This window comes from Xanthomonas sp. Leaf148 (assembly GCF_001423585.1).
Classification (GTDB): Bacteria; Pseudomonadota; Gammaproteobacteria; order Xanthomonadales; family Xanthomonadaceae; genus Xanthomonas.
In genome coordinates, this window is record NZ_LMOP01000001.1 from 97,615 (window position 1) to 113,081 (window position 15,467).

Here is a 15,467-nt window from a genome sequence, read left to right on the forward strand (position 1 = left end):
ACAGTGGGTTGCCGCGCTTACGCGACAGATGGGGGTACTGCATGGCGGGTGGGCAACAACACGGTGCAGGCGTGCAGCACCAAACACAGCGCAATGAAGCCAAAGTTGGTCCAGGTGAACGCCTGAGGCGCGAATGGCGACATCAGGCAGGCGTAGGCGATACGTAAGAAAATCAGCACGTGGAAAATCGACAGCGAGCCATTGAGGCGGCGGACGCTCCACACCAGGCCGGCATACAACGCCAACAGCGCCAGCAACGCCCCCGGCGCGCCCCAGGCCATCAGAAACGGAAAGAACTCCGTACCCACATTGATGTTGGGCGCATCCAGCGGAATGCTGGTACCGGCGGTGGCAATCGAACCACTAAACGGCACCAGCTGGTTGATCAGAAAACTGGCGTTTTCGTAGCCCTTGGCCAGGATGGCGCCAAAGTTGTACGGCCCGGCGCTGATGTACAGCAGCAGCCACTGCACGCCTTGCGGCATGGCACGGTAGAAGGCGCTGAACGGCAATGCCACGGTCGCCAGCGAGCCGGAACGCAAGGCACCGAGCACCGAGAACACGCCGCCACCCGCAAGCGCCAGCACAACGATAGTTTTCCACGGCAACAGGCGCGCTGGGTCACGCCGCAGCACCATCACCAGCACGAACGAGAACAGGCCGGCAAAGATCCGATTGCGGTCGATCACCACAATCGGGAACACAAATCCAAACGTCACCATTGCCGCGCGCAGGCCGCGATGGCGTACGCAGAGCAACGCAATCGGCGGCAGGATCCAGCACATGTTGGAGATATGCCGCACGTGCGAACGCAACGGGCTCAAGGTGGCATAGGACGATGGATCGCTGAATAAGGGAATCGGAAACACCACCACGTCGACAATGCAAAACACTGTGACCACGGCTGCCAGCGTCATCGCCAGAAACGCATCGCGGGTTCCGGCGTAGCGATAGTGGCGAAACTCTTCCACCGCGGGCAACCGGATGCGCAGCACGGCATCGAGTGCGAAGGTCGCCGCCGCAGCGATCGCCAGCAACACGATACCGCTGAGGTAGCCGTCCGGCAGCGTATAGGTCAGCAACGTCAACACGCAGCTGAGCAGCATCGGCACGGCCAGATAGGTCGCAGGCTGTCGCAGCAAAGCGCTCATCCCGGCTCCGTCGCACTGCGCACTGGCTTGAGCCGCCAGCCAGCCGGTAGCGACAACCACGCATAAGCCAGCAGGTGAGCGATCACCGCATGGGGCCTGCGCTGCAGGAAAGCTACCTTGGCGGCGATGTAGCGCGATTGCGCGCACAACAGCGTGCGATCGGGCTCATCGAACAGCGCCGCGCAACGCAGCGCAACCTGCCGCGACTCGCTCAGATTGGCGATGCGCGCGGGCACGTTTACGGTCTTGCTGAGGTTGTTGCCATGCAATCGGTACGCACACACCTGCGTATCGATGAATCCCAGCGCATTGCGCGCGGCCAGACGCAGGAAGAAGTCCCAGTCTTCGATGCGCAGCGATTCGTCCCAGCCACCGCGAGCGTCGAAGGCGCCGCGACGCAACAAGGCGACCGCACCGCTGACGGCCCATTGGCGGATCACCGCACGGCGAATACCTTGTTCGGAACGATAGAGATCGACATCCACCCCATGCAGATCACGCATCGCACTGTCATGCAGCTGCTTTCCATGCTGATCGACCACGCAGGCATCGCCGATCACCGCAAGTTTCTGCGGATGCGCGCGCAGATAGCGCACCTGCGCATCCAGCCCGCCGGGCAATAGATAGTCGTCGCTGGCGCCCAGGCGCAGAAACTCGCCGTTCGCACGCAACGCCAGCTCGTTGAGCGTGGCCGCAACGCCGCGATTGCCCCGCTGCACGAACTGCACCGGCAGTCGATGCCCGTGAGCGGCGGTCCACTGGGCGATCTTTTCGCCGGTGGCATCGCTGGAGCCATCGTCGATGATGACGATCTCCTTGCACGGGTACGGGTCCTCCAACACGCTGTCCAGGCAACGCTGCACGAAACGCTCATGGTTGAACGCGGGGATCAACACCGACACCAACGGCCAGCGCGCGCGCCCTGCCGGTTGCGTGCAGTCGTTCATGCCGGCTGCACCAGATAGCGCCGTACCACCACGATATTGAACAGCAGATAGAGCACGTAGTTGGCGACGAAGGCGTACATCGCACCGATCAGCCCGAAGTACCCGGTAAACAGGTACACCAACCCCAGATAGCTAGCGGCAAACACGCATTCGGACACCACGAACAAGCGCGTCATGGCCTTGGCCAACATCACATACGACAACACGAAGGCGGCGATTTTGACCACATCGCCCACCAGCTGCGGGCCATACAGCACTCTGGCCGCAGCAAACTGCGGGTCGAACAACAGCCAGGTCACCCAATCGCGGCAGACATACACACCCAACGCCATCGCGATCACCGCCGGCATCACGTAACGATACGCAGCGCGCAGCTCGCGCCCCAATGCGGCACGCGCATGCAGCGAGGCCAGCTTGGGCAGGTAATACACATTGATGGCGGTAGTGAAAAACAGCAGGTAGGCATCCGACACCCGGCTCACTGCCTGCCAGTAGCCCACCTGCTCCCACCCAAACCGGGCAACAAGATGGTCGCGCACCAAAATGATCGCCAGCTGCGGCACCAAGGTGGAGGTAAGCGTCATCACCGAAAAGGCCGCCAGCCTGCGTGTCATGACGGCATCGAAGCGCGGGCGCAACATCTCGCGCCGAAAATATGGGCTGCGCCGCAGCGCCGGCACCCCCGCCAACAGCCACACCACCTGCCCCAGCACCAGTGCGAACAATGCACCCTGCAGCTGCGCCAGGCTGGACAGCCATGTAACCAGCGCAACGCTGATTACCGCGCCGCTCACCTGCACGATGGCCAGGCGGCGCACATCCATGAACCCGTTGATCACTGCAAGAATGTAATTGACCAGCGCGATGCCCAACTGCGCGACTGCCAGCACGCAAATCAGCGGTTGGTAGCTGGCATCGCCCAACAGCCGCTCGGCAAGCAACCCGCTGAACGCCACCGCCAGCACCGCCAGCACGCAAGACGCACAGAACGCGTACCACAACGCCGCGCTGAGCAAGCGCGCCTGGGCCGGCGGGTCGTCGCGGTACTCGGCGACGTATTTGACGATACCGGCGCTGATGCCACCACCCGCCAACACCGCCAGCACCGCCATCACATTGAGAAACTGGCCGAGTCGCCCCACGCCCTGCGGCCCGGCGTAGACGGCCACCAACTTGACCACCACCAGCGCAGCGAGCAACTTCGCCAGCGTCGCCACGCCAGTGTAGGCGCTGCTGCGCACCAGATTCATGCACCTGCACCGAACGATTGGCAGGCGGCGATCACGCGTTCCACCGACGCTGTATCCAGCGCGGGGCCCATCGGCAGACTCAGCACTTCGGCGTGCAGGCGCTCACTCACCGGCAGACACGCATCGCCGAGTGTTGCGTAGGCCGGCTGCCGATGCGGCGGCACCGGGTAATGAATCTGGGTGTGGATGCCATGGCGCAACAGATGCGCCTGCAAGGCATCGCGCTGTGGGCTGCGCACCACGAACAGATGCCAGACATGCTGTTCGTCGGAGACCACTGTCGGCAAGACGATCAAGGGGTTGTCGATGCCTTGCAGGTAACGCCGCGCCACCGCGCGCCGCAGCGCGATCTCTTCGTCCAGATAGCCCAGTTTGACGCGCAGCAAGGCGGCCTGCAGCTCGTCCAGGCGCGAGTTCACACCCTGGTAGAGATGGTTGTACTTCACCTCCGAGCCGTAGTTGCGCAGCGCGCGGATACGCTCGGCCAATCGCGTATCGGAAGTCACGACTGCGCCGCCATCGCCCAGCGCACCAAGATTTTTCGTCGGAAAGAAACTGAACGCGGCGGCATCGCCGAAAGCACCTGCACGCCTGCCCTGCATCGTTGCGCCATGCGCTTGCGCTGCATCTTCGATCAGCAGTAACCCGTAGCGATGCGCCAGCGTCTGCAGCGCCGCCATGTCAGCCAGCTGGCCGTACAAGTGCACCGCCATGATGGCGCGGGTGCGTGGCCCGATCGCCTTCTCCACACTGGCCGGGTCCATATTGAAGGTGACCGGGTCCGGCTCCACCGGTACCAGCACCAGATGGTTCTGGCTGATCGCCAGAAAGGTCGCGATGAAGGTATTGGCCGGCACGATGATTTCATCGCCCTCGCGTAGCACGCCCAGCTCGCGGTAGCCGCGCAGGATCAGCGACAACGCGTCCAGCCCATTGCCCACCCCGACCGCATGCGCCGCGCCGCAGTAACTGGCGAACTCTTCTTCGAATGCAGCCAGCTCCTGGCCGAGCACATACCAGCCAGCATCGATCACCCGCGCGGCAGCGGCTTTGAGTTCATCCGCGTAACGTGCGTTGACCGCACGCAAATCCAGGAACGGCACATCCATTACAAGGTCCATCGATAGAAATCCTGCACAACCGCACGTGCGCCGAAGCGCTCCTTTTGTTCGACCAAGCCGTCGTTGAGCAGCTTCCCGCCGTGTTCGGTGGAAATGCCGAAGCTGAAGTAATCGCGCGCCGCATACACCTGGGTGATCAGTTCGGCCAGCAGCAGACTCAGCGCATCCAGCTGGCGGCCGCGCTCGGAGACCGCTAGATACTGCGTATGTACGCTGCGGCCGAAGTCGTACACCAGTGCGGCGGCCAGCAGTTGTCCGTCGGCGCGCGCCTCGTGCAGCACGATGTGATGCGGAAACCGGCTCTGCAGCAGTTGCAGTTCATCCAGCCGATGGGTGGGCGCAACGCCATGCCGCTGCAACACCTCGCTCAGCAGTGCATGAAACGCGTCCAGCGTGGTGCCGGTCTGGATGTTCACGCCTGCCTTGCGCGCCTTGGCGATCGAGCGCCGCCGCTCGGCGCTGAAAGCAAACGGCTGCCGTAACGCAATCACCGACGACAAGTCGCGCCGATACAGCTGCGCGCCAACCCGATGCAGCGCATACAGCTCTTCTTCGGCCGGATACGCATGAAACACATGCGGCACCGGCTTGTAGACGATCTCGCGCATGCCGGCTGCGCAGTAATGCGCGGCAATCTGCTCGAACACCTGCAAGGTGGCGCTGGCGCGCATGGCCATCGACGACAGCAGCCCGGCGTAGGTCAGCCCGGCATGGCTGCTGATGCAGTCGCCTTGCACGCTGGCAGGAAATACAGCGAGCACCTCGCCGCCACGCTCCACCAGCAACGAGGCGTCTACGAAACGGTCGGCGTGATAATCCATGTAGCCGCGCCGATGCAACAGGTTGCCGTTGCGCGAACACGCGACCAGCGCATCCCAGGCGAGTGCATCGTTGGCAACGTACGACCTAACCGAATACATGACAGCCCTGCAGCTCCATCGGCAAGACGGCATCGGCCAGACCGAACCCGGCCTGGCCCATCGCGTTGCCGTTGTAGAACATCAACACCCGCTCGCCCTGCTGGATCAATGCCGGGTAGCACAGCGTCTGCGCATCCCAACCATCGGCGGACAACTGCAGGCCCAACGCAGCATCGTCCCGCTCCCAGTGCACGCCATCGCGGCTGAACGCGATGCCGGGGAAGTAGCCGCCACGGGTGTCGCCGCGCGTGAAATACATGAGATAGCGCTCGTCCAGCCGGTACACGCGCGGGCGTCCGATGCGGTACTCGTCGTCGCGTGGACGCAGGCAGATGCTGTCGGCGGCGGGAATGCGGATCAGGTCGTCGGTTTCCACATAGCGAATGTGATAGCGCGGATACGGCTGACCGTCGATGGACTCCCAATCGTCGCCCACCGCATACCACAGCCGCCAGCGCCCATCCTCGTAGCGCGCCGAATGCACTGCTGCAATCGTGCTGCGGCCCGGCGCGCGGTCCAGCAGCGGCGTTTCCTGGCGGCGCTGAAAGGTTTCGCCACCATCGCGCGAGATAGCCAGGCCGGTGAATGCCAGAAACTTCGCCTTGGCCACCAGCTGGAAGCCCACATAGAACATGTACAGGCCATCCGGGCCGGCCACCACGTCGCCCAGGATCATGCCGTTGTCGTCGAAGCAGCCATCGCGCCCGATGTCCAGCACCGGGACCTTGCTCACACCGACGATCTGCGTCGGCGCATCGGCGCGCACATCCACATAGCCGATTCGACTCACGCCCTGGCTATCGCGAAAGCCCGCATACACGCGCAGCACCTGCGCGGACAGCCGGTACGGCGTAGGCGTCAGCGCCGCATGCTGCATCCAGCCGCCCACGCCATCGCGCGCGACATCGAAGACCAACCCACGCTTGGTCCAGGTAAACATGGCTCAGAGCTCCACATCGAAGCTGGACCTGCTGGCCACCGCGCGCGCCGGCGAACCGACGTACACACGCCCGGCCTCGGTATGCCGCGTCACCAGTGCGCCGGCACCGATGATGTTGTCTGCGGCAACATGCACCTTGTCGCTCAAGGTGGCGTTGACACCGACGAAACTGCCACTGCCGATCTCGCAATAGCCGGAAATCACCGCATGCGACGCGATGAACACGTGGTCCTGCACCACGGTGCGATGGCCGATATGGTTGCCGCTCCACAAGATGCAGTTGTCACCGATACGGGTGAACGGCTGGATGACATTGCCTTCGAAGATGAAACTATTGGCGCCGATCTGCGCATTGCGCCAGACAAACGCACGCGAGCTGATATACGTGGCGCAGCGGTAACCACGGCGCACCACGTCTTCGAAGAAGCGCATGCGCAGGCGGTTCAATTTCGTTGCCGGAATCGCAACGAACACCGCGTACTGATCTGGCGGATAGCGCTGCTCAAGTTCCTCGTAAGCCACTACGGGCAACTCGGCCAGGGTGGGCCGGAGCAGGAAATCGCGCTCCACGCTGAAGGCGACCACGTCGTAGTCGCTGTCGTGCTGAAAATATTCGCAGGCGATCTGCGCAAACTCGCCCGCACCGACGATCACCAAGGGTTTGCGCAGGCTCATGCTTCCAGCCTGCATGCATCCAGGCGATGTTCCCCGCGCACTTCGCCCAGAAATTCGTCGTAATCCAGGATGTAATCTCCAGGGTCGTAGAGCTGGTCGGCCAGCACCATCAGCACGCAGTCGGGGCTGAAATGATGCAGGTCGCGCCACACCATGCGGCCCAGCAGCAGGCCTTGCGAGGGGTCGTTCAAGGTCACCTCGGTCGGGCCATCGCCCTTGCCTGCGTCCAGCAGGATCGTCACCGAGCCATGCAGGGCCACCGCCAGCTGATTGAGCTGGCGATGCGCGTGCTGGCCGCGGTGGACGCCGCTGCGGGTACCGAACAGGTAATACACGCGGCGTATCTCGAACGGGACATTGCGCTGCTGCTCCAATGAAATGAGCAGGCCACGATCGTCGCCGTGGGTATGCAACTGGATGGGTTCGAAGGCCATGATCCGGGGCGTAAGCGCTGACTGCACGTAGTGCGACATGCCTGAGTGCGCCGGGATGCGTGAAAGGTTGCGCGACGTCACGACCCTGCGAAGCCACGTGCGTGCAAGCGCAGCTTCGCCTTCGAGCGCATTCCGGAACGATAAAAATTCGTTGTGGCGACGCAACCTTTCATCGGTAGCTCCGCACATATCGGTGCACGTTCACCTGGCCGCAGTTCCGGCCGGCGTGGGGAGCCAGGCCTGGCAGCGCAGCACGCACTGCCGGAACCAACGACCACCACCGGTGAGGACACCAACCAGATGCACCCATCTCCCCAGGCGCCCGACACGGTAGCCACCGGCAGCGCAACAGCGCGGCCCTCCTCGACACAGGCCGCGCCTGCGGCGGGCGTGACGCCTTTACCCAAACCGATGCGGGTGCTGCACTGGCTCACCGTGCTGTGCCTGGTGATGGCGGCCAGCCTGATTCTGCTGCGCGCCGAGCTCGATGGACGCGCATTGCGTCAATGGCTGCTCGAAGGCCATCGCCATTTCGGCCTGATGGTGCTGCTGTTGTTCGTGTTGCGCGTCGGCCTGCGGCTGCGTTTGCGCACGCTGCCACCCGGCCCGCCCGCATCCTTGATCACGCGCCTGGCCGCAGGCGGCACCCATCTGGCGATGTACGGGCTGATGCTTGCGCTGCCGTTGATCGGCTGGTCGCTGAGCAACGCGTTCGGCAAGACGGTCTATCTGTTCGGACTGGCGCTGCCGAATCTCATCGAGGCAGACCCGGATCTGGGCGACACCCTGGGCGTGTGGCATTTGAATGCCGCCTGGGCGTTGCTGGCATTAGTGACCCTGCATATCGGCGCTGCGCTCTGGCATCACCTGGTGCTGCGCGATGGCCTGCTGTACCGCGTGCTGCCGGGCAAGCGCGCATGAGTCGCCGCACCTCCCTCGCCCTCGTCCGCTCTCTCTCCGCTGAACCCCGCACCGTCGAACAAGGACTTTCCATGCCTATCTCCCAGCCTGCTCCGCGCCGCGCCAGTGCATCGCGCACCGCTTCCCTGACGTCCTTGTTATGCGTGTCCGGCCCGTTGTTGCTGCTGGCCAGCACGCAGGCACAGGCGATCCCCTCGTTCGCCCGGCAGACCGGTTCTTCGTGCGCGGATTGCCATATCGGCTCCTATGGTCCGTCGCTGACGCCCTACGGCATGCGCTTCAAGCTGGGTGGTTTCACCGATACCAATGGCGAAGGCACCAAGATTCCGGTGTCCGGTCAGCTCACCTGGGCGCGCAGCAATCCCAGCCGCGGCGACAGCACCGCACGCCTGACCCAGGCCGATCTGTATCTGGCCGGCCGCGTCAACGACAACATCGGCGGCTACTCCAAGATCCGCTCCAACAACAGCGGCAACGCCACCTTCGATACGCGCCTGGACGATGTGGATCTGCGCTTTGTCAGCAAGCCGTTCCAGATGGCCGGCAAGGACACCATGATCGGCGTCAGCGTCAACAACAATCCGGGCATCTCCGATCCGATCCATGTGTTGCCCAATGCCTCCACCCTGACGCCGGCCTCCAACGGCGGCGCGTCCACCATGCTCAGCTCCTCGTCGCTGTCCAACCGCGTCATCGGTGCCAGCGTGTATGGGTTGTACGACCGCAACTGGTACGGCGAAGTGGGCAGCTACAGCGCATTGTCGCCGTCTGCGCAGGATCGCCTCGGCTGGCCGATCAACGGCGACCCGGGCAAGCTCAGCGATACCAGCTATGCCCGCCTTGCCTATATGAAAGACATGAAGCGGCAGTTCTTCTCGGTCGGCCTGACTGCGCTCAACACGCGCCGCCAGCGTCCGCGCAACGGGCCCAGCGACGACCTCACCGACTTCGGCTACGACCTGACCTATCAGTTCCTGGGCACCCGCGAGCATGTGATGTCGCTGGCCTACGTCAACATCTACGAGCGCCGCAAATACGGCACCCCGCTGATGTCGGCCGACCCGACCATCCCCGCGCTGGAGCGCGGCAACGTGCGCGATCAGACCATCAGCATGAACTACGCGTTCAAGCAGACCTACGGCGTGCTGGCCGCGCACATGATCAACACCGGCTCATTCGATGCGGCGCGTTATTCGCCGGTGGGCATTCCGGACACCACCAGCAACCTGATCCTTCTGTACTGGACCCCGTTCGGCAAGGAAGGCACCTACACCACGATCGCCAACCTGCGTCTGTCGGCGGGCTGGTTCCGGTTCGACAAGTTCAACGGCAGCACCTCCAACGTGTTCCGCGGCCCGCCGATCACCAACCCGCGTGATCTGGACAGCTTCACCATGTCGGTCAATCTGACGTTCTGATCCCCCCACACGTAAGGACCCCCATGAAGTCATTCCACCCAACCCTGTTTTGCGCGTCGCTGGCCGGCCTGTTGCTGGCCGGCGCACTGCTGCCTGGCTCGGCACGCGCCGCCGATGGCAAAAGTGTGTTCATTAGCGAATGCGCCGAGTGCCACAGCGCGACGCAGGGCAAGAACAAGAAAGGCCCGTCGCTGTTCGGCATCGTCAACCGTCCCGCAGCCACCGTGGCGGACTTCAGCGGCTACTCGGCCGATCTCAAGGCAAGCAAGCGCACCTGGGATACCGCCAGCCTCAAGGACTTCCTCAAAAAAGATTCCAAGGCCACGCTGCCGAATACGAAGATGAAGTACGAAGGGCTTGAAGACGACAAGGAACTCGACGCCCTGGTCACCTACCTCAGCACCCTGCGTTGATGGTCTGCCGGCCCGCCTTGGCACCACTGGCCGGGCCGGCACGCATGGCGCAAGCGCAATCGGCGCGGTCCGAAGGGACGTGCCGGCGTGCGGTATCGCCAGCGCAGGCCTGAACGCGACGCGTGCCATTGTGAGGATCGCTTCAAGCCCGGTACAGCGTGCCGGCCGCAGTGTCCGCGGCCTGCATGCGGGTCACCGCTGCACCTGCACAGGTGCACGGCCCGCGTTGCCTGACACGAACCCTTCGCGTATACGGACGGAACCGCCACAGACACGGCGGTCTCGCCCCGCGTGATGGGTCACCATCGCGCACCGCTACGGTCCACGTCCCACGCCCTTGCCGAACGTTTCGCCCGCCAAGCCGTCCCCTTGCCGACCGCGACGCCACACCGTCTGCGACGGGCAGCCATTGCCCGCGAGTGGCTCGGCACGACAGCCGCGCCTTCCCATCCTGCCGAGGGTGCCTTGCCAGTTACAGCGGTGCCGGCAGCTGGGGTTGCGTCGCGCGTTGCTGCTTGCGCTGGTCATGGGCCCCTGCGGCACTGCAATGGCAGACAACGTCGGCGGCGCAGTGGCGGTGGCGTCCACCTTGATCGACCGCGGCATCTCCATCGCACCCAACCGCGTCACCTTGCAGGCGGCCGGCTATTGGCTGCCCTCGCCCGGCTGGTCGATGTCGGCCTCTGCGGCGCTGCAGTCGCCCTCCTTTAGCGACCCGGTGGCGCTCACGTTTCAGGGCGCGCGTGGCTGGATGCTGGGCGATCGCTGGCAGATGCAGGCCAGCCTGCTGTATTACGCCTATCCGGCCGACCGCCAGTCGCGCAGCTTCGACCGCCAGGAAGCCAGTCTGGCCTGGTCCTACCGCGACACGCTCACCTTCTCGCTCTCCAGCTTCAATTTCCCGCGCGCGCAACGCTCGCCCTGGAACATGGTGGTCGACGTCACCGCCAACGTGCCGCTGACGGGGGATTTCAGCCTCTCGGCCGGTGCCGGCATCTCGGACTTTCCGGCGATGTCCTACGGCGCCCAGAGTTCCGGCCGCTATCGGTATGGGCAAGTGGGCCTGAAGTGGAGCCGCGCGGCATGGACAGTGAAGCTGGACCGGGTCGTCACCAGCAACAACACCCCGCGCGCGCAAGGCGGGCCCGGCGAAACGCCGTGGGTGGGCATGGTGTCCCGCAGTTTCTGATTCAACCGCAACCTTTCGCCCGCCTGCGGGCACCTAGAGGTGTCCTACCCCATGCCTGCTTCGATGAATGAGTCCGACACCCTTGGCGATGCCACCGACCGCATGCTGTTGCGCCGCATGGCTGCGGGCGATCGTGACGCCCTGGCGAGCATGTACCACAGCTACCACGGCCGCTTGTGCCGGTTTTTGTCGCGCCTGACGCGCCGCCCGGACATCATCGAAGAGGCCATCAACGACTGCTTCTGGATTGCCTGGCAAAAAGCGGGCGATTTCCGTGGCGACTCGCAAGTGTCGACCTGGATCATGGGCATCGCTTACCGCTGCGGGCTCAAATGCCTGCGCCAGCACGACGGCGAGTCCATCGACGATACCGTTTTGGTGGAAGACCACGCCCCCAGCACCGACGACAACGACGACCGCGAGCTACGCGACTGGCTGGACAAGGGCATGGAACGGCTGTCGCCGGATCAGCGCCTGGTGATCGAACTGGTCTACGGCGTTGGCCACAAGCTGGAAGAAGTCGCCGAAATCATGCAGTGCCCGGTGGGCACGATCAAAGCCCGGCTGTTTCATGCGCGGGTCAAATTACGCAATGTGCTGCCCGGCCTGGCCGGCAACACCCCTTACACGGAGACCCTGCAATGAAGACGTTTTTCATCGCGCCTGGCAAGGAATGCTCGCACGCCTGGGAACTGATGCCGGCCGTTCTGCTGGATAGCGCGACCGAGGAAGAAAACACCTGGCTGATCGCGCACGTGGCCAAATGCACCTCGTGCAGCGCCGAGTTCGCCCAGCAAAATCGCCTGCGTCAGGCGCTGGCGCTACCGCCGGCGGTCAAACTGGACGCCAACGCCGGCCTGCAACGCCTGCTCGGTCGTCTGGATGCACCCGAGGTACGCATCGCACCGGCACCGGCCGTGCGTCGCTCCGGCAGCTGGACCGTGCGTGCGCTGGCCGCGGCCGCGCTGGTACAGGCCATCGGCCTGGGTGTCATGGGCGTCAAGCTGGCCTCGCCGGCACCGTCGCACGACTACCGCACACTCAGCAGCGCCACTGCGCTGCCGGTGCCGCAAGGCGCTATCCGCGTGGTGCCGGATGCCAGCATGACCGTAGCCGACTGGGACCGCCTGCTGCATGCGCAGCAGTTGCAGGTGATCGGTGGGCCCAACGACATGGGCGCCTACACCGTGGTGCCTGCTGCGCCGCAGCCGCCGGCCCAGCCGCAACGGACCGTGCAGCAACTGCGCGCCAATCCGGGCATCCGGCTGGCCGAGATCGTCTCCGCCCCATGAGCCGTTTCCTCGCCATCGGCCTGGTCGCCGCGCTGCTCAGCATGGGCGTGCATGGCAATGCGCATGCCGCGGCGTTGCAGAACACTGCTGAGGATGCAGCCAGCGCCAACGCGACGTCCGCCGATGCGCATACGCCCGACAGCAGCCGGGACATCCTGCTGGCGGTGGCCAATCCGCTCAGCGCGCCGCCGGCCCGCGCCGGCTCCAGCCTGATCGGCTACGCCTCCAGCTATTACGGCGCCGGCCAGAAGGCCGCCGTGCGCATGGAAGCCATCAAGCAACGTTACAAGCTGCGCGAAGTGTCCGGCTGGCCGATCACTTCGCTGGGCCTGTATTGCGCGGTGCTGCAGCCGCCACCGGGCGTGTCGCGCGATGAGCTGGTCACCGCCCTGGCTGACGACGAGGGCGTGGAGCTGGTGCAGCCGGTGCAGGATTTCTCGGTGTTTTCTACCGATGCGGCGGAAAAGACCACACCGTTGTCCGGCTACAACGACCCATACGTGGATATGCAGCGTGGCTTCATCGATACCGATGCCGCCAGCGCGCAGGCCATCACCCAGGGCCGCGGTGTGCTGGTGGCGGTGGTCGATACCGGCGTGGACATCAACCACCCCGATCTGAAATCGCGCATCCGCGACGTGCACGACCTGGTCGACGACAAGCCGGGCATGACCAGCAGCGATTCGCACGGCACCGAAGTGGCCGGGATCATTGCGGCCGGCAGCAACAACCATCAAGGCATCGTCGGCATGGCGCCCAAGGCCATGCTGAGCGTCTACAAGGCGTGCTGGTATGCGCCCACGGTGGGCGCCACCGCACGCTGCAATACCTTCACCCTGGCCAAGGCGCTGGCGGCGATCAACAACAGCTCCGCACGCGTGGTCAACCTGAGCCTGGGCGGCCCGGCCGACCCGCTGCTGAGCAAGATGCTGCTGCATCTGGTGCAGCAGGGCCGCATCGTGGTCGCGGCAATGCCGCCGAACGGGCGGCTGGATGGCTTTCCCAATGATGTGCCCGGCGTGCTGGTGGTTCGCAGCAGCAGCGCCACCACTGCCATGCCCGGCGTGCTCAGCGCACCCGGCAAGGACATTCTGACCACCCAGCCGAACGGCCGTTACGACTTCACCTCCGGCTCGTCGATGGCCACCGCACATGTCAGCGGCATGGCCGCACTGCTGTTGTCGCTGTCGCCGTCGATGGATGCCACTGCGCTGCGCGACCTGTTGCAACGCACCAGCAAGGTCTCCGACGGCCAGTTGCAGGTCAATGCAGGCGCCGCCGTCGATGCGCTGTCGCCTTCCAAACATTCCAACTGACGACACCGGCATGGCCAAGTGGATTCCCTTGTGGCTGCATAAACTCAGCTCGCCGCCGACGTTCTACCGCTTCGCCGGACGCGTGCGCCCGTGGGCGCTGGGCCTGGCCTTGCTGCTCGGCGCGGTGGCCGCCTACGGCGGGCTGGTGCTGGCGCCGCCGGATTATCAGCAGCACGATGCCTACCGCATCATCTTCATCCACGTGCCCAGTGCCTGGATGAGTCTTTTCATCTACGCAGCGATGGGCGTGTCGGCGTTTATCGCGCTGGTGTGGCGGATCAAGCTGGCCGAAGTGGTGACCATGGCATCGGCACCGATCGGTGCGGCGTTCACCTTCATCACCTTGTGCACCGGTTCGCTGTGGGGCAAGCCGATGTGGGGCACCTGGTGGACCTGGGACGCGCGACTGACCTCGGAGTTGCTGCTGCTGTTTCTGTATCTGGGCGTGCTGGGCCTGTACCACGCGGTGGAAGACCGTCGTCAGGCGATGCGTGCCGCCGGCTTGCTTGCCCTGGTCGGCCTGGTGAATCTGCCCATCGTGCATTACTCGGTGGTGTGGTGGAACACGCTGCACCAGGGCTCCACCGTGCGCCTGCTCGGCCCCTCAAAGATGGGCGCGGACATGCTGTGGCCGTTGCTGACGATGATGCTGGCCACCAAGTGCTACTACGTCGCCAGCCTGTTCGGGCGCGTGCGCGTGGACCTGCTGGCGCTGGAAAGCGGCAAGGACTGGGCACGACGCATCGTATTGACGGAGCGCACCGCATGACTACGTTTTTGGCGATGGGCGGCTACGGCCAATACGTGTGGACGTCCTACGCGTTGTTCGTGCTGGTGCTGTTGGCGGACCTGGCCGCGCCGTGGTTGCGACGCCGACGCCTGCCGCGCGAACTGCGTGGCCAGTTGCAGCGGCAAACCCCGCGCCGTGCGCGCGATCAACCGGCGCCAACGCTGGAGCGCGACGCGCCATGAATGCCACGCGCAAACAACGTCTGTGGCTGGTGCTTGGCGTCATCGCCGCCGCCGCGCTCGCGGTGACGCTGATCGTGTTCGCGCTGCAGCGGAACATGAGCTACCTGTTCACGCCCAGCCAGGTGCACGCCGGCGAAGCGGCCAGCTATCAACAGTTCCGTCTCGGCGGCATGGTCAAGGCCGGCTCGATCCAGCGCGCCAGCGACTCGCTGAAAGTCAGCTTCACCGTCATCGATAAACATGCGGCCACCCAGGTCGAGTACACCGGCATCCTGCCGGACCTGTTTCGCGACAACCAATCGGTAATCGCCAACGGGCGCATGCAGGGCGAACGCTTTGTCGCCAACGAAGTGCTGGCCAAGCACGACGAAACCTACATGCCGAAAGAACTCAAGGACGCGATGGCCGAAGGCCATGTCGGCAAGCCGATCCCCGCGACCGCCATGCCGCTGGCCGCGTCGCGTTGAGGCGGCGTTGGCTGCGCGCCGCTCACTCGCCAATCTCTTTT

18 protein-coding genes are annotated in these 15,467 nt (G+C 64.5%); 10 read left to right on the forward strand and 8 right to left on the reverse strand.

Annotated elements, in window-relative coordinates; genetic code table 11:
- Positions 1 to 17 precede the first annotated feature (17 nt).
- Genes ASF90_RS00415 through ASF90_RS00450 form a run of 8 tightly spaced genes read right to left on the reverse strand, consistent with a single transcriptional unit; the run spans position 18 to position 7,438 of the window.
- Positions 18 to 1,151 (reverse strand): hypothetical protein, encoded by a 1,134-nt coding sequence (locus tag ASF90_RS00415; RefSeq protein WP_055844387.1) that lies wholly within the window; start codon positions 1,149 to 1,151, stop codon positions 18 to 20.
- Positions 1,148 to 2,098 (reverse strand): glycosyltransferase, encoded by a 951-nt coding sequence (locus tag ASF90_RS00420; RefSeq protein ID WP_055844390.1) that lies wholly within the window; start codon positions 2,096 to 2,098, stop codon positions 1,148 to 1,150. Before ASF90_RS00420 ends, ASF90_RS00415 begins: the two co-directional genes overlap by 4 nt.
- The gene (locus tag ASF90_RS00425; protein ID WP_055844393.1) at positions 2,095 to 3,348 is read right to left on the reverse strand and encodes an O-antigen translocase; all 1,254 of its coding nucleotides are present in this window, start codon (positions 3,346 to 3,348) and stop codon (positions 2,095 to 2,097) included. Before ASF90_RS00425 ends, ASF90_RS00420 begins: the two co-directional genes overlap by 4 nt.
- The gene (locus ASF90_RS00430) at positions 3,345 to 4,457 is read right to left on the reverse strand and encodes a DegT/DnrJ/EryC1/StrS family aminotransferase (protein WP_055844396.1); all 1,113 of its coding nucleotides are present in this window, start codon (positions 4,455 to 4,457) and stop codon (positions 3,345 to 3,347) included. Before ASF90_RS00430 ends, ASF90_RS00425 begins: the two co-directional genes overlap by 4 nt.
- Positions 4,457 to 5,389, reverse strand: coding sequence for a GNAT family N-acetyltransferase (locus tag ASF90_RS00435; protein ID WP_055844399.1), 933 nt, complete (start codon positions 5,387 to 5,389; stop codon positions 4,457 to 4,459). Before ASF90_RS00435 ends, ASF90_RS00430 begins: the two co-directional genes overlap by 1 nt.
- Positions 5,376 to 6,329, reverse strand: coding sequence for a hypothetical protein (locus ASF90_RS00440; RefSeq protein WP_055844402.1), 954 nt, complete (start codon positions 6,327 to 6,329; stop codon positions 5,376 to 5,378). The genes ASF90_RS00435 and ASF90_RS00440 overlap by 14 nt, the downstream gene beginning before the upstream one ends.
- A gap of 3 nt (positions 6,330 to 6,332) precedes the next feature.
- The gene (locus ASF90_RS00445; RefSeq protein WP_055844404.1) at positions 6,333 to 7,004 is read right to left on the reverse strand and encodes an acetyltransferase; all 672 of its coding nucleotides are present in this window, start codon (positions 7,002 to 7,004) and stop codon (positions 6,333 to 6,335) included.
- Positions 7,001 to 7,438, reverse strand: a complete 438-nt coding sequence (locus ASF90_RS00450; protein WP_055844407.1) for an FdtA/QdtA family cupin domain-containing protein — start codon at positions 7,436 to 7,438, stop codon at positions 7,001 to 7,003. The genes ASF90_RS00445 and ASF90_RS00450 overlap by 4 nt, the downstream gene beginning before the upstream one ends.
- Positions 7,439 to 7,849: 411 nt before the next feature.
- Here ASF90_RS00450 and ASF90_RS00455 point away from each other — a divergent pair, with 411 nt between their 5' ends.
- The 10 genes from ASF90_RS00455 to ccmE all read left to right on the forward strand — a co-directional run bounded on the left by ASF90_RS00455 (position 7,850) and on the right by ccmE (position 15,426).
- Positions 7,850 to 8,359 carry a cytochrome b/b6 domain-containing protein gene (locus ASF90_RS00455; RefSeq protein WP_055844410.1) on the forward strand — a complete coding sequence of 170 codons (510 nt, stop codon included), beginning with the start codon at positions 7,850 to 7,852 and terminating at the stop codon, positions 8,357 to 8,359.
- A gap of 71 nt (positions 8,360 to 8,430) precedes the next feature.
- Positions 8,431 to 9,777, forward strand: a complete 1,347-nt coding sequence (locus ASF90_RS00460) for a hypothetical protein (protein ID WP_055844413.1) — start codon at positions 8,431 to 8,433, stop codon at positions 9,775 to 9,777.
- Between the two features lie 23 nt (positions 9,778 to 9,800).
- Complete coding sequence (locus tag ASF90_RS00465) at positions 9,801 to 10,190, forward strand: c-type cytochrome (protein WP_055844416.1); 390 nt, start codon at positions 9,801 to 9,803, stop codon at positions 10,188 to 10,190.
- A gap of 526 nt (positions 10,191 to 10,716) precedes the next feature.
- Positions 10,717 to 11,379, forward strand: a complete 663-nt coding sequence (locus ASF90_RS00470) for a hypothetical protein (protein WP_055846152.1) — start codon at positions 10,717 to 10,719, stop codon at positions 11,377 to 11,379.
- 51 nt (positions 11,380 to 11,430) lie between these two features.
- On the forward strand, positions 11,431 to 12,024 hold the full coding sequence (locus ASF90_RS00475) for a sigma-70 family RNA polymerase sigma factor (protein ID WP_193552531.1): 594 nt from the start codon (positions 11,431 to 11,433) through the stop codon (positions 12,022 to 12,024).
- Positions 12,021 to 12,671: a zf-HC2 domain-containing protein gene (locus tag ASF90_RS00480; protein ID WP_055844422.1), complete on the forward strand. Its 651-nt coding sequence runs from the start codon at positions 12,021 to 12,023 to the stop codon at positions 12,669 to 12,671. Before ASF90_RS00475 ends, ASF90_RS00480 begins: the two co-directional genes overlap by 4 nt.
- Entirely contained in the window at positions 12,668 to 13,987 is a 1,320-nt protein-coding gene (locus ASF90_RS00485) for a S8 family serine peptidase (RefSeq protein WP_055844425.1), read from the forward strand. Before ASF90_RS00480 ends, ASF90_RS00485 begins: the two co-directional genes overlap by 4 nt.
- Positions 13,988 to 13,997: 10 nt before the next feature.
- Positions 13,998 to 14,756, forward strand: coding sequence for a heme ABC transporter permease CcmC (gene ccmC / locus ASF90_RS00490; protein ID WP_055844428.1), 759 nt, complete (start codon positions 13,998 to 14,000; stop codon positions 14,754 to 14,756).
- Positions 14,753 to 14,959 (forward strand): heme exporter protein CcmD, encoded by a 207-nt coding sequence (gene ccmD, locus ASF90_RS00495; RefSeq protein WP_055844432.1) that lies wholly within the window; start codon positions 14,753 to 14,755, stop codon positions 14,957 to 14,959. The genes ccmC and ccmD overlap by 4 nt, the downstream gene beginning before the upstream one ends.
- Entirely contained in the window at positions 14,956 to 15,426 is a 471-nt protein-coding gene (gene ccmE / locus ASF90_RS00500; protein WP_055844435.1) for a cytochrome c maturation protein CcmE, read from the forward strand. The genes ccmD and ccmE overlap by 4 nt, the downstream gene beginning before the upstream one ends.
- Positions 15,427 to 15,467 lie beyond the last annotated feature (41 nt).